At 46.6% G+C, this 13,518-nt stretch carries 10 protein-coding genes; 1 reads left to right on the top strand and 9 read right to left on the bottom strand.

Going from position 1 to position 13,518, the window contains the following annotated elements; translation table 11 throughout:
* Positions 1-493: 493 nt before the first annotated feature.
* From ACTTJ8_RS10020 to ACTTJ8_RS10005, 4 genes are all read right to left on the bottom strand, one after another.
* A complete protein-coding gene (locus ACTTJ8_RS10020; protein ID WP_315450273.1) occupies positions 494-664 on the bottom strand; it encodes a hypothetical protein in 171 nt (56 codons plus the stop codon).
* A gap of 31 nt (positions 665-695) precedes the next feature.
* Positions 696-2,231: a leucine-rich repeat protein gene (locus tag ACTTJ8_RS10015; protein WP_442719487.1), complete on the bottom strand. Its 1,536-nt coding sequence runs from the start codon at positions 2,229-2,231 to the stop codon at positions 696-698.
* A gap of 564 nt (positions 2,232-2,795) precedes the next feature.
* Positions 2,796-4,241 carry a 3-phosphoshikimate 1-carboxyvinyltransferase gene (aroA, locus tag ACTTJ8_RS10010; RefSeq protein ID WP_442719488.1) on the bottom strand — a complete coding sequence of 482 codons (1,446 nt, stop codon included), beginning with the start codon at positions 4,239-4,241 and terminating at the stop codon, positions 2,796-2,798.
* Complete coding sequence (locus ACTTJ8_RS10005) at positions 4,238-6,835, bottom strand: tetratricopeptide repeat protein (protein WP_442721091.1); 2,598 nt, start codon at positions 6,833-6,835, stop codon at positions 4,238-4,240. Before ACTTJ8_RS10005 ends, aroA begins: the two co-directional genes overlap by 4 nt.
* A gap of 420 nt (positions 6,836-7,255) precedes the next feature.
* Between ACTTJ8_RS10005 and ACTTJ8_RS10000 the strand changes: the two genes are divergently transcribed.
* Complete coding sequence (locus tag ACTTJ8_RS10000) at positions 7,256-9,052, top strand: YifB family Mg chelatase-like AAA ATPase (RefSeq protein WP_442721090.1); 1,797 nt, start codon at positions 7,256-7,258, stop codon at positions 9,050-9,052.
* Between the two features lie 198 nt (positions 9,053-9,250).
* Here ACTTJ8_RS10000 and ACTTJ8_RS09995 read toward each other — a convergent pair whose 3' ends face one another.
* The 5 genes from ACTTJ8_RS09995 to ACTTJ8_RS09975 all read right to left on the bottom strand — a co-directional run.
* Positions 9,251-9,859: a ribonuclease HII gene (locus ACTTJ8_RS09995; RefSeq protein WP_442721092.1), complete on the bottom strand. Its 609-nt coding sequence runs from the start codon at positions 9,857-9,859 to the stop codon at positions 9,251-9,253.
* 23 nt (positions 9,860-9,882) lie between these two features.
* On the bottom strand, positions 9,883-10,782 hold the full coding sequence (locus ACTTJ8_RS09990) for a hypothetical protein (protein ID WP_442721089.1): 900 nt from the start codon (positions 10,780-10,782) through the stop codon (positions 9,883-9,885).
* Positions 10,783-10,987: 205 nt separating this feature from the next.
* Positions 10,988-11,590 (bottom strand): phosphoribosyltransferase, encoded by a 603-nt coding sequence (locus ACTTJ8_RS09985; protein WP_442721088.1) that lies wholly within the window; start codon positions 11,588-11,590, stop codon positions 10,988-10,990.
* Between the two features lie 399 nt (positions 11,591-11,989).
* Complete coding sequence (locus ACTTJ8_RS09980) at positions 11,990-12,733, bottom strand: YebC/PmpR family DNA-binding transcriptional regulator (RefSeq protein ID WP_442719572.1); 744 nt, start codon at positions 12,731-12,733, stop codon at positions 11,990-11,992.
* Between the two features lie 149 nt (positions 12,734-12,882).
* Positions 12,883-13,518: IS30 family transposase (locus ACTTJ8_RS09975; RefSeq protein WP_442721087.1), on the bottom strand; the 636-nt coding region annotated here is incomplete at its 5' end.

The following is a 13,518-nucleotide window of genomic DNA, read 5'->3' as shown; positions in this document are numbered from 1 at the left end:
AGATTGCCTATTATTTTTATTGCACTTTGCATCTCTCCGTTAGCCTTTTGCAAATAGCCTGTCCAGAAGTGTACATCCGTGTACACTTCTGGACGCGAGTTTTTGCGCTGCAAAAACATCGCTGCTGCATAAAACCACGGACATCCGTGTCCGTCCTGTAGATACGAGGCGCGAGCACAAATTAACCGCAGGCACGGTCAAGAATGTACATCCCTGTACATTCTTGACCTACACGTTTGCATTGCAAACGTGCTACTGAATAGAACAACCGCCATCCGTGGCGGTTCTGATACGTCGAGGACTAATTTTTGTGAAATAACGAAGTAGATGCCCGCATATTTAAAAAAAGTCTTTTTGCCGTTAGCCTTTTGCAAATAGACGATGCAGATGCTAGGAGCCTAGCCGAAATAAAGCGGAGGCGTACTTGCTGTACGTTGAGCATTTATTTCGGCGTAGCGACAACGCAGATGCGCCGTATATTTGCAAAAGGAGACTACTGCTTTGCACACGCAACTATCTTATACTTCTTCGTAGCCGTCGGCGGATGCGATGCCATAAATTTTTGACGCGCTTCCATCGTGGAGTTGGCGCCTACCGATAAACTCGCGTTTCCGGTAATCTTTCCGTTTTGAATGGTCTGGACGACCAGTTTGTACGTATTCATAAAAATACCTCCTGAAAAAATTCCCTCATCCTTACGGGATTGGCTTAGTGTCGTCGTATTCTTTCATTTTTTCACCAGGAAAATAACAACAGTCGCCAATCCCTTTATCAATGAGCCCTCCTATATAAGAACGGTATTCTGATGGAACATATACCATTTTTACACAGCTATCATAATTAGACTCTTTTGCTTTCCTACCAAATGCAGAACCCCAAATTGTCTCTATCGTTCTAGGAAGATATATGCTTAAAGAGCGGCAATTATCAAATGCTTGACTATCAATACATCTAACATTTTTTGGTAACCGAACTTCTTCCAATGAATAACAGCCATAGAATGCATTTTCACCGATAGTTGTTAATGCATTTGCGGCTCCACCTTGCAGGGTAACTTTCTTCAGCTTTGTGCATCCTTGGCACATAGATTGTTCAATTGTTATTACGGTTCGAGGAATCACGACTTCTGTTAGTTCGGTACAATTGGAAAAGGTATATCCTACGATAGTGGTAACCGGTACCCCATACATACTTTCAGGAATAACGATTCGTCCTTTTAGTATTTCATTTTTCCGGGATGCATCTCCTTTATAAAAAAGCCTTCCATGCTCATTTACTGCCAAATACGGCAAGGCCGCATTTTTAAAATACGCCTTTACATACCGGTCGCCGGTTACCGTATAGGTTGCAGTCCCCTCGCTTGGGGTATCGGTAAGCCCTTCCCAGCGGTCAAATACATAGCCATCCTCCGGTATGGCTGTAAAGGTAACGGAAGAACCGTAGGGCGCTTTGCCGCCGGACTGGAGATTATCTGTATCTCCTTCAACCTTTGCGGAAATCGAACCGCCTTCGCTTGCACCAAATGTAATAGTTCCATACCGTGTTATTTTCACGAAGGCAACGGTAACGTTGACATCTTGTGTGATAATCAGTTCAACAGCGCCTGTTCCGGCTGCTGCATCAATACCGGTCCATGCGCCGATCGTATAACCGTCTGCACTCTTCGGGTTTGCGGTAAACCGTACTTTTGTACCGGCTTTCACTTTCTCGTTACTTGTTAAAGTCTTACTGCCCGCTGTTGCGGTGAGCGTGCCGCCGGTGTTGTCCTTCACACTGAATGTAACGGTATATTCTTGAGTTTGATCAGACGGATTCTGGGTTTGCGGTTGATTGGGGGTTGATGGATTAGGTGAACCGCCGCCTGCAGGTTTTTTGATAAATTTGATGGTAACCGAGCTGTCTTTTGTTATCACTATTTCTGCGGTTGCAGCTCCGGTCCCTACCGTTACACCCGTCCACCCTTCTATTTTGTATCCTTCACGGGGGTGTGCCGTCAGCGATATCTTTGTTCCCGACAATACCGGTATGTTAGTTTCAGAACCCGTTTCAACCGGTTTGTGATTAATCATTGCTTTTAGCGTGCCGCCCTCCGCACCGGAGACCTTCAAGGTAATCGTGTAATACACTGCCGCCGGAGCGACTTTGGGCTTACAACCGGCAATACCGATCATCATCATCATACTGATAACAGTACATAATCGAAGCAGCGATGATTGTCTTAAGAATTTCATTTTTTCCTCCATAATAAATGAAATGAATAAAATATTTGTGCATCTGCAAAAAAGCATGATTAGTTTTTTTGCAGATGTCCATTTAATTGCTGTAAACTTCTTGCCGTTTTCCGGTTTGTGTTTGCAGCAGCGGTGTGTGTGATGGAGCTGTAGCGTTTGACTGAGTTTGAAAGAAATCCGCTTAGCTGCCTGATATGCAGCGGTAGTCCGCTTAATAGGCTCAACGATATAGTGCAAAAAGAGACGTCCGGCACGGGGATACTCATATAGAATCCCGTGCACATATCTGACATATCGAAAAAGAGAGAATAAAAAAATTAAATTGTATAAGTCTTTTCTATATAATGATTTAATGGGGTGGGGGTATGGAAAAGAGGCTCGTGAGCGAATGATAGGCTATGTGTCATGGAGAACCTCCTTTTCAAAATAAGCTAGGGAATAACAGATCAATTATAACCTCTGCAATAAAGCGCTGTCAAGCAATTTTCAGGTGAATGTTCCAATGGAAGCAGCGCTGAAATAGTTTTTGTGTACAGCTATTAACTGATGTGTATCTCTAAAAATCTACCTGTATTTTTTGCAGAAGCTCTCGTGTGTATCAGCGATGCGGAACCCAGCTCCGGCTCTATTCATATCGGCGATAAACTGCGGGTATGATACCGCTACGCAATCAAAATCTTCGACAACCGAGCATTCGCAGGGGGGATGCGTATGCGGTAACTGCCGGGCAATGCCGCTTGCTGCAACGGCAAGCATCATCGCAATGCGGTGATCGTTGCGGCTGTGTACACAGGCGGGATGGAGTTTGTATGTACCGCCATCCCTGCTGCTGTCTGCGCATCCGGTTCCGCCTACACCTCCGATTCCATCTATGCGGAGAAAATCACTGCCTTCTTCGATACGCGCGCCGAATTTTGCCAATTCTTCCGCGGTGGCATGGAGGCGGTCGCATTCTTTAAAGCGGCATACACCGGCATTGGTAAGGTAGGTTTGCCCTGAACAAAAGAGCGCCGCTGCGGCGAGTATGGGAACTGCATCGGGGATGTCGGCACAGTCGAATCGTCCGCCCTGTAGGGTACGGGAGCGGGGAAAAACCGAGACCGTGCGGCGCTCTGTATCACAGCGGATATCTGCCCCCATCGCTTGCAAAATCTTTACTGCCTGAAAATCTCCTTGGCTATCCGCCGGATCAACATTGGTAATGCATAGTTCTGCGTTGCAGATGACTGCCGCGGCGATGGGGAAGAGGGCGGACGACCAGTCCCCCGGTACTGTTGCCGCAAAGGGACGGTATTGCTGCTGCCCGGTAATTTCAAATACACACGTATCGGCATTAAAGCTCTTTTCGCTGTATGAAAGGCTGATTCCTGCTGTCCTAAGCCAGTTGCAGGTCATTTTAAGATAGGGGCGCTCTCCTGCATGGGTAAACACAATACGGGTATCACCTTTTAAAAGAGGTGCTGCAAGGAGGAGTCCGGTAACCGGTTGCGAAAAGGGACCGGTGAGCTGGTATGTCTGTGCCGGAAGCTGACCGCAAAAGCGAAGCGGCGGAACTTCCATACCGCGTGTATCGTTCTTAATCTGTGCCGCCGAACAGGAAATACCCCCTTGCCGATATACGGTAAGGAGCGGCTCTACGGGGCGGCTCCGCAAGGATTCATCGCCGGTGAGGGTGATGGGCGCGGTACCAGCTGCAAGAATCATACCAAGAAAGTAGAGCAGCGAACCTGAGTTACCAAGATCGAGTGTTGCGGCAGGAAAGGACAAAAGACCGGCAGCGGGCGGGGTAATCTTGAGCGCCGCCAGTTTACCGGGGATTTCTTCAATCCTCACACCTAACTGCCGCAACGCCTGTATCGCACTGAAGGTGTCAGCGCTCATAAGCGGTGCTGTAATAACAGAGGTTTTCCGGCTGAGGGATGCGCAGAGTAAGGCTCGCATCGTATAGCTTTTAGAAGGCGGTGCCGTTATGCTTCCGCGGAAGGCGGGAGGCTGTACAATAAGGTTCATTTTTTATCTGATGGAGCCTTTTTCCGCGGTGCTGCCTTTTTTCTCGATGCTGATTCTCTGCTTACCTGAGTTTTCTGCGCTTCCTGAGTTTCCTCTTCTGAATCAGCTGTTTTCGTACCAGCACCTTTCGTATCAGCAGTTCCCGATTTGCTGGGCTGTGTTTCTAGAGGGGTTTCCGCATCAGGGTTTTCCACCGCGGCTTTTTTCCCCGAATCATCGAGGGGTGAATCAGCCAATGTTGTAGCGGTATGCATTCCAGCTCCCAGTGCCTGTGTCAATGCTTCAACCCGCTCTGAATCTTCATAGTGCTGTAATTCAGTCAGCTGTGTCCGGGCTTGTTCAAGCCGTTTGGTATTCCGGTAGAGGCAGACTAAATCATAGCGGAGATCAGCATTATCGGCAAAGGATTCGATTCCTGTCCTCAGCGTAACCTCTGCTCGGGCATAATCTCCTTTTTGAACGGCAATCGCAGCAATGAGCTGATAAATCCGTGCAGAAGGCTCAATATCTAAGGCTTTTACCAAGCCGTCATCAGCCTCATTGAGCAGGAAGAGGGCATAATCATTTTCAGCTTTATCGGTTAATAGCTCCGGGTTTTTAGGATCGAGCTTAAGCGCCTTGTAATACCACGGCTGGGCTTGTTCGTATGCTCCGTCATCGGCAAAGGCATTCGCAAGTGCATGGAAAGCCGCAGCCCGGTTCCGTTCTACGGTCAGGTCGGCGGTTCCTCCTTCAATATCAAAGAGCGGGAGGCAGTCTGCGAGCTTTCCTTTTTGACGCTGTATTTCAAGATAATTTACCAATAGGGCTATTTCGTCAGGGAGAATCCGCCGTGCCTCGGTCATTGCTGCTTCGGCTTGCGGTATATCTCCTTCATCAAGGGCTGCCAATGCACAAAGGTTATGCACCCAGCCGTTTCCGGGGTCTGCAGCAAGAGCTTTTTCGAGGACGGGCTTATACCGTCCGCCGGTTAAATAGAGGGCTTCCGCCAACCGGAATTGATACAATCCGTACTCAGGTTCAAGTGCGCAGGCTTTTTTAAGCGCCTTTACCGCTTCTTTCGGCTGCTCAGTTTTTAATAGCAGTCCGTACAAGTACCAGTCAGAGGAATCTTCCGACCCTTTTTTACAAACTGCTTTTAATTTGAGCAGTGCCGTATCGTAATCACCGCGGGTATATGCATATTTTCCGGCAAGCGAGATGGTTTTGAGGTTATCGGGTGCAATCCGCTCTAAAATGGTGATAACTTCCGAAAGGTCTGCGTATGCTTCCTGCTGTAAAAAAACTCGGGCTGCTTGTATGTATGCTTCTACCGCTTCCGGTTTGTTTCCGCAGTTGTAGAGTTCATTTGCTTGATGCAGACTGAACAAGCCTTGTGCCGGTTCAAGCTGAAAGGCACGGCTATATGATTGCGCTGCTTCGCTGTGTTTGCCGAGCGCATGGAAAAGATGTCCTTCTATATTGGATAAAAAGGCTGAGCGCTGCATGAGGGATTGCGGAACTTTTGCTAATAGCTGTTGTAGGTCTGCATACCGTTCATCTCGATAGTAAATGCCTCCTAATTCAGTGAGAGCTTCTTCGTTGGATGGATTTGCTGCCAATACCGTCTGAAATTCCGTTTCCGCTTCGGTAAGCAGTCGTTGTGCAAAGTAAATGCGTCCTGCAAGTATACGGTCTGCTTCTTCCGGATCCCGCAGCCGTGCCGCCGCTCTCAACTGCAGCAGCGCGGGAACATAACGGCCCATAGCATAGAGCGTTTTTGCAAGGCTGATCCGTGCTTCAGGCGGTACTGCGGCAAAGTCGTTGGCTTCCGTATAGGTGTTTTCTACTGTCATCGGGAAAGAATCCAGCGCAAAGCGGGATAATAATACCGCTGCTTGCGGGTACGTTTCCCAGTTTTGCACTGCAAAGGCAATCTTTCCTGCTGCTTGAATGGTATCATCTTCACAGCAGGCAATCCAATGACCATTGATGATGATGGTTATCGTAGTATTATTGGCAATGATTTTGACCGAATAGCAGCTGTCCTGCGGTTTTGTTTCCGAAGTGTTCAGCTCCGGAATTTTAACCCAGCCCAAAATCGGCATCGGGGTACTGTTGACTACTGCATCAAGGCGCACCCAACCTGCATCGGATACCATCAGCGCATAAAAGGTACTTTGACTGATGTAGCGGAAGAGCAGCCCCCCTGCAAAACTGCCCGCTTTCTGCTGCTCAGGCTGTTCAGCATCGCTTTGGTGCGTCTTATCGGCTTGGTGTGCCGCATCAGCAGCTAATCCGCCGCGGTTCGGCAGGGTAATATCTGCTTCGATAATAACATCTTTATATCGAAATACCTGATTAACCGTCCACGCATAGAGGTGTTTCCGCTGGGCTTCAACCTTGATTCCTGCTTTTTGCCCATCTTTCGGCGGCAGAAAGGCAGCTGTATAGCCGTCCCCTGTTTCGGTTGTGAATCGGCAGGTTTCCGGGCGGGAAAAATCAGCTTGCCACTGTTCTTCAACAATTTCCTCAAAATCAATTGGAATTTCTTTTTTAGGTTTCCGCAGATTTTTCAATTTGCGCTTAAAATAATCGATATAAAGCTTGAGCATTCCCATACCATAAAAATAGCAAAAAAGAGAAAAAAAGTGAACTGCTAAACAAATGCTCTGCTAAAAAATCGCGCTTACAATGTATAGGCCGCCGGGGATGTTGATTTTTTTCTCTTGTTTTTAGCCAAAAGCGTATTGAACGGCTATATATCTTTTAGATGAATTGGGGGAAGCGAATAGACCCGTTCAGAAAGGTCAGTTTTCGAGCAGGTTTTATATATGAGCCGGTTATTAAACCTGTTCGGAAACTTCCGTTTCCGAACAGGTTACCTTGAAATGCGATGTTCTAAATCGTGCTTATTTGCGCGATTTAGAACTCGTCGACCTATTCGAAAACGCAGTTATCGAATAGGTCTATTCTTGAACAGCTGCTTCGCCTGGCTCAGCATTCCACTATCCCCCGGAGCGGGAGAATAACACATGACGATTATGAGTTTTGCTTCTTTTGGGTATGAAGGAGAAATTATCAAGGTTGAAGCCGATTTACGGCGGGGTTTGCCGATTGTAGACATTGTGGGGCTGCCGGGATCGGCAGTAAAGGAAGCTCGAGAGCGGATGCGTGCTGCTATTGGAAATTCCGGACTCAGCTTCCCCCAAGAGCGGATATTGATCAATTTAAGTCCTGCGGATCAACGGAAGGAAGGCAGCGGGTTTGATTTGCCGATTGCGCTTTCTGTTTTACAGGCGGATTGCGCGCTTGAAGAGCCGGTGATGGTTATCGGGGAGCTTGAACTTTCAGGACGGGTACGTCCGGTACGCGGTGTCTTGGGTGCTATGATCTCCGGAACGGCAGCCGGCATTGCCTATTTTATTGTACCAAAAGAAAATGAAGCGGAAGCCCGTATTCAGGAAGGTGTGCATATCTTTGGGATTGAGACCTTGCAGGAGGCTTTGGACTGTTTATACACGATAGAAGGAAGTATCAGGGCGGGTGAAGGAACGATCGCGACTGGTGAAACTGATGTCCGCTCTGGCGCAACCGGTGAGACCGCTGCCGGATATGCCTTGTCAGCATTGGCACGGCGAGGTTCCGGCTGCGGTAGAAGCCCCGTGCCGCTTCCCCCTGCTGTATGGTCGGAGCCTACTCCGGCGGACGCTGCGGCAAATACGGGTACCGGCGGATTTTTTGAGGAAGTTGTGGGGCAGCAGGAGCTGGTACGGGCGCTGCACATCGCTGCTGCCGGCGGACACAGCGTCCTTGCATACGGACCGCCCGGCTGCGGTAAAACACTGTCAATGCAGCGGTTTGCAAGCCTTCTTCCCGATCTTGACCCTAAAACAGCTGAGGAGGTTACCCATATTTACAGCATTGCAGGACTGCTGCCGCGCAGCCGGAACCATGATGTGCGTATCAAACGTCCGCCGTTTAGAATGCCCCATCCGAATGCAAGCCTGGAAGGGATGATAGGCGGAGCGGGGCGGTGTATGCCCGGTGAAATTTCTCTTGCGCATGGTGGGACGCTCTTTTTGGATGAAGCAGTGCAATTCAAGCAGACGGTACTGCAGACACTCCGTGCGCCGCTGGAAACAGGTACGGTTACCTTGAGCCGGGCAGGCCGTTCTACAACTTTTCCCGCGCGGTTTCAACTCTTGATGGCGCTGAACTCATGCCCCTGCGGTAATCTTGGGGCTGACGGTAAGGTGTGTACGTGTATGCCGGCGGTTGTAGAACAGTACTGGAAAAAACTCACCGCCCCGCTGATAGACCGGATAGATTTGAGAATACCGGTGTTTCCGCCCCAGTCGTATGAGCTGCCGCACAGTCCATCCTATAGCACAGTTCAACTGCGGGCTGCCGTTGCTGCCTCCGATTCCGTGCAAAAGGAACGGTATCGCACGTATCTTTGCAAAGATGCCGGCAGAGCAGCAGCACCTTCGCCAGCTGGTTTCCCTACCGATACACCTCTCGTGAATGCCGGAACGGATTACAGTATCGGTTCGGCGGCTCCGGTACACGGCACCCCTTTATCGTATAAAAATGCACACTTGACACCGGCAGCTTTGGCAGTACTGTGTCCATTAACAGCAGAAGCCGAGCGCATCTTTGTCAAAACAGCAGAAAAAAAAGAACTTTCAGGCAGAGGCAGCCACGCTATTCTCAAAATAGCCCGTACCATTGCAGACCTCGCACAGGAGGAGTTTATTGCGGCAGCGCATATCGAAGAAGCAATCCGGTTCCGTGAATGGAGTGCCTTTTTGCCGTTTTTTATGCACTGATGTCAGTTTCTAATTTAAGCTGCTATTCGATTGCTGCATCATCGGTCTTGTCCTCATTCAAGGTCTTAAAACTTTTAATGCGGCTGAACTGCAGTATATCTCTCCATCATGCTGCAACTATACGATCACTGTACGGCAGCCTTAACAGCCTCGGAAGTTCCTTTATTCTGCAGAATTTGATATATCCTTCTGGGATATTTATCTCCCCTCCGGGAAAATAGCACCGGATGAGGTATTTTTCACTTTAAAACTATGCCGCTGAATGGGAGATGGACCATATTGCTCCAAGAGAGCACGATGTAGAACAGTCCCGTACCCCTTGTGAAGATCATAACGATAGTGCGGGTAGAGCTTGTGATATTCCATCATACAGCGGTCCCGTTCTGTTTTTGCTAAAATAGAAGCAGCCATAACACAAGGATAAAGCTCATCAGCATGAGGTTTCGCACAAAGCTCAAAATCACCGTGAAGAGCGGGAGCCTGATTACCATCAACAATAACTTTGAGCGTATCACGCGGTATGTGAGCTGCGTAGCGCATAAAAACCTGTTCGAAAGCTTCCTTCATCGCAATGAGCGTTGCCTGTAGGATATTAAGCGTATCTATTTGCTCCTGAGAAGCCCATGCAATATGCCAAAAGAGGGCATGTTCAAGAATCGCAGCCCGTGCTTTTTCCCGTTTTTGCGGCGATAGTTTTTTTGAATCATTTAATATTGATGCATCAAACGCATCAGGAAGAATCACAGCTGCTGCATACACAGGTCCAGCCAATGCTCCCCGCCCGGCTTCATCAATTCCGCACAACAACATATCAGCAGCAATCCTTCCTACTATTTCTCGATAAGCACTTCCGAAAATCCGAACAACGACAAGGCATCCTCTCCCTCAAGTTTTGAAGTTGCATCTGCAGCAAAAGCGGCATCGCCCAGTTCAAACACCGGTGAGCTGTATGAACACTGCATTTCTTGCAGCTTTATCCTTGAGTTTTTCAGTTCAGCAATCGTACCGGTATACTGCGGAAGTACGGTACAGGTTGTTTTTGTAAAGGCCGCGCGTGTATTTTTCAGATCAAAACAGAGAGCTGCAAGCCCCGCGGCAGAAAAAGTAGAATCCGATACCGTTATTGTGCTTTGCTGCGCCCGTACCAACACAGCTTGGGCATTCTGTTCAGATGTCATTACGGTATCGGTACAGGTAAACTGACCGCCGCGGAGAATAACAGCATCGCCTCCTTCCTTTACCGTCAAAGAAACTCCATTAAGTTTAATCGTACTACGTGAGCTATAAAGAATGGGAACAGTACGCGGCTCGGTAAAATATTCCGACCGTGTAAGCGTGCATCCGTTTATTTCTAATGTTGTCCGTGCTGCAACAAATCCGGCATTGTCACCAAAGCGTATTGTCGGATTTTCAATACCGGATATTTTGAGCGGAAAAGTAATAAGCAACGCTTCATCAATATAAACATCGGAACACAAAATAATAGAGACAGGCTTGCTGCTTATTTGCGCGCCCCCTTTCCCTCGCTTTGCCTTATACCCGGCATCAACAGCTTGTGCAACAGAAGAAAACGGACTTTCCTCGCTTCCGGTTTGCCGAGCCTTCTTTACCGTTGAATCGACATAAAAAGTCAGTGCATCAGCAGCAGAAAGAGAAAAAATAGATACAAAAAAGCAAATAATAAACAACGACCGTTTAATGATAAAACTCCTTTGAAGAATACTCCTCATGCACAGCTCTGATCTTAAGACACCGTACTGCAGTACTGTTTTATACTTCAGCGTATACCTGCAAAGACCGTAGTATGGAACAGACCTGTTCGGTAATTGAGTTGCCGAACAGACCAACAAGTTCTAAATCGCAGAAATAGCACGATTTAGAACATCGCAGTTCAAAGTAACCTGTTCAGAAACGAAAGTTTCCGAATAGGTTTAATTATAAAATACCTTTAAATATTTCACGCAGTTCAGGATAAGGCGTATAATAATATTTTTCCAATTCTTCCGGTGTTAAGCCGGTCAACTCATGACTCAAATAATGAATCCATTGAATATCTTTATCAGAATGAATATCATGCTTACGGCACCAATAATCGGGTTGAATAGGCTCTGTTACTTCTTTGTTATGAAATACTTTATAATCATGTACTGCAATTTTGATGTCTCGCCGCGGGATCCCTTTCTCCAAAAATTCCGACACAAGATAATTGATCGTTGCACCGCTATCAAAAATATCATCCACCAATAAAATCCTGTCACCGCTCCGTAAATGCGCCGGAGAATATGTCCACCCGTCAATCATCATTTTAGTTTGCTCATTAGTATCAGAATAGGAGTGAGCAACAACAGCGGCATACAAGATAGGGCGGCTGTCTTTATTCTTCAGCTTAAACCATTCATGGATAGCATTTCCCAGAGATGACCCGCCCCGAAGCGAAACATAAATTATATCAGGAATAAATCCATCTTCCCAAATTCTGTGCGCCAGCTTAAATCCATCATTGCGGATGGTATCGTAGGGCAAAAATTCTTTGTTCATAATTTCTTTCCTTAATTAAAATCAATGAAAAGCTCTAAAATTGCGGTTTTTAGAGACTCCCTTATAATGTATGCCTTATTTTCTATACCAACTATATATGTAAATCCGCATATACCGGATAGCTTATGTGAGGAAAGTATATATGTGTGATAGAAAATCGACGCTTCATTTTCCCAGTATAGTGATTTCAATGCTCTTATTCAATAGGAATATGCAGTATAAAGAGTAAATATTTCCCCTGCGGTTGCGTATAGAAAAAACCAGCACAAATAGGAGGCAAAAAAATACCGTATATACAGATAATATATACGGCACACTGTCTGATACTTCAGAATCGCTCATTCATAGAATATGGAACAATCCCTCCATATCAGCGATCAAGAAAAGAAATGGAAAATATTATGCTTCCGGATCAAAATCATCAGGAATATCGAGGTTGGTGTACACATTTTGTACATCATCATCTTCTTCCAGCCGTTCAACCATTTTGAGCACTTTGCGGACAGTTTCTGCATCAAGACTCATATAGGTTGCCGGAACCATGGAAATTTCTGCCGATACTGATTCAAAACCTTTTTCTTGCAACCCCTCAAGTACAGAAGCAAAGTCATTGGGATCTGTTGTAACAGTGAGAATACCCGCATCTGACTGAATATCTTCAGCGCCTGCTTCCAAGGCTTCATCCATCAGCTTTTCTTCGCTTACCACTTCGGCATCGTATTCAATCACACCCTTACGGTTAAACATATAGGCAACCGAGCCGGTAGCGCCGAGATTTCCGCCGTTTTTAGAAAATAAATTACGGACATTAGCTGCTGCTCTGTTCTTATTGTCAGTAAGGACTTCTACAAGCACCGCTACGCCGCCCGGAGCATAGCCTTCATACAGCAGTTCTTCATAGCTTGCACCGCCTAATTCACCGGTACCCTTTTTAATTGCCCGCTCAATATTATCCTTCGGCATATTAGCTGCACGAGCTTTCAAAATTGCGGTTCTCAGCCGAGGGTTGCCATTCGGATCGCCGCCGCCCATACGTGCAGCAATGGAAATTTCTTTGATAAACTTTGTAAACATCTGCCCGCGCTTTGCGTCAGCTGCCCCTTTTGCGTGCTTAATAGTCGCCCATTTACTGTGTCCAGACATTATCTGCTCCTTCCATTCTAAAAGGTGATTTTAAATAACAAAACATGCGCAAAAGTTATATCATATAGACTGAAATTAGTCAATTACCACACAAATAGCTGTTCTGAAACTAAAAATTGCAAGAGGTATTGCCCAAAAAAAGGAATTTTTTATGCCATGTGCTGGTAGCATTGATTGGCAGTTTTATAGTTAAATAGTTTTCTTGGATAGTTGTTCATCCACTGCTCAATCTCCTCGATTTGTTGGTCACTGCACTGATCAATGTTTGCTCCTTTTGGGATAAAACGTCTAATAAGGCGATTGGCATTTTCATTACTGCCCCTTTCCCATAAGCTATAAGGGTGAGCGTAATAGCAGGTTGTCCTTTTCTCACCTTCTTTTACACATGAAGCTTCAGGAGCTTGTTGATCTAAGAACTCTACCCCGTTATCCATCGTAATGCTGTGAAATATTGTGTTAAAGCGCTCTTTATACTGCATCTCAAGCCTATCAAATGTTTGAACAATTGTTTCTTGTTTCTTATTGGGTATCTTAAAGATGAGTTCTTTTCTCGTTACCCGCTCTGTAAGGACTTGTAAGCAGGTAGTTCCTTTACCGACAAGCAAATCCATTTCCCAGTGTCCTGCTTCTTTCCGTTCATTTATCCATTGAGGTCTTTGCTCTATGCTGCGTCCTTTGACGTTATTTTTTGCTACCGTGCCTATCTTTTTATACAGTCTTTGATTTTTATTCCGCTTTACCGGTAAATCTTTGTTGGTCAGCCGGTGAAAGTCCCCTCTATCTAT

It is taken from the genome of Treponema sp. (assembly GCF_052169735.1).
In the GTDB taxonomy this organism is placed as follows: Bacteria; Spirochaetota; Spirochaetia; order Treponematales; family Treponemataceae; genus Treponema.
This window is presented reverse-complemented; position numbering and strand designations above follow the sequence as displayed.

Coding starts and splice junctions, on each gene's coding strand:
- ACTTJ8_RS10020 (WP_315450273.1), bottom strand. CDS start 664: ATGAATACGTACAAACTGGTCGTCCAGACCATTCAAAACGGAAAGATT.
- ACTTJ8_RS10015 (WP_442719487.1), bottom strand. CDS start 2,231: ATGAAATTCTTAAGACAATCATCGCTGCTTCGATTATGTACTGTTATC.
- aroA (WP_442719488.1), bottom strand. CDS start 4,241: ATGAACCTTATTGTACAGCCTCCCGCCTTCCGCGGAAGCATAACGGCA.
- ACTTJ8_RS10005 (WP_442721091.1), bottom strand. CDS start 6,835: ATGCTCAAGCTTTATATCGATTATTTTAAGCGCAAATTGAAAAATCTG.
- ACTTJ8_RS10000 (WP_442721090.1), top strand. CDS start 7,256: ATGACGATTATGAGTTTTGCTTCTTTTGGGTATGAAGGAGAAATTATC.
- ACTTJ8_RS09990 (WP_442721089.1), bottom strand. CDS start 10,782: ATGAGGAGTATTCTTCAAAGGAGTTTTATCATTAAACGGTCGTTGTTT.
- ACTTJ8_RS09985 (WP_442721088.1), bottom strand. CDS start 11,590: ATGAACAAAGAATTTTTGCCCTACGATACCATCCGCAATGATGGATTT.
- ACTTJ8_RS09980 (WP_442719572.1), bottom strand. CDS start 12,733: ATGTCTGGACACAGTAAATGGGCGACTATTAAGCACGCAAAAGGGGCA.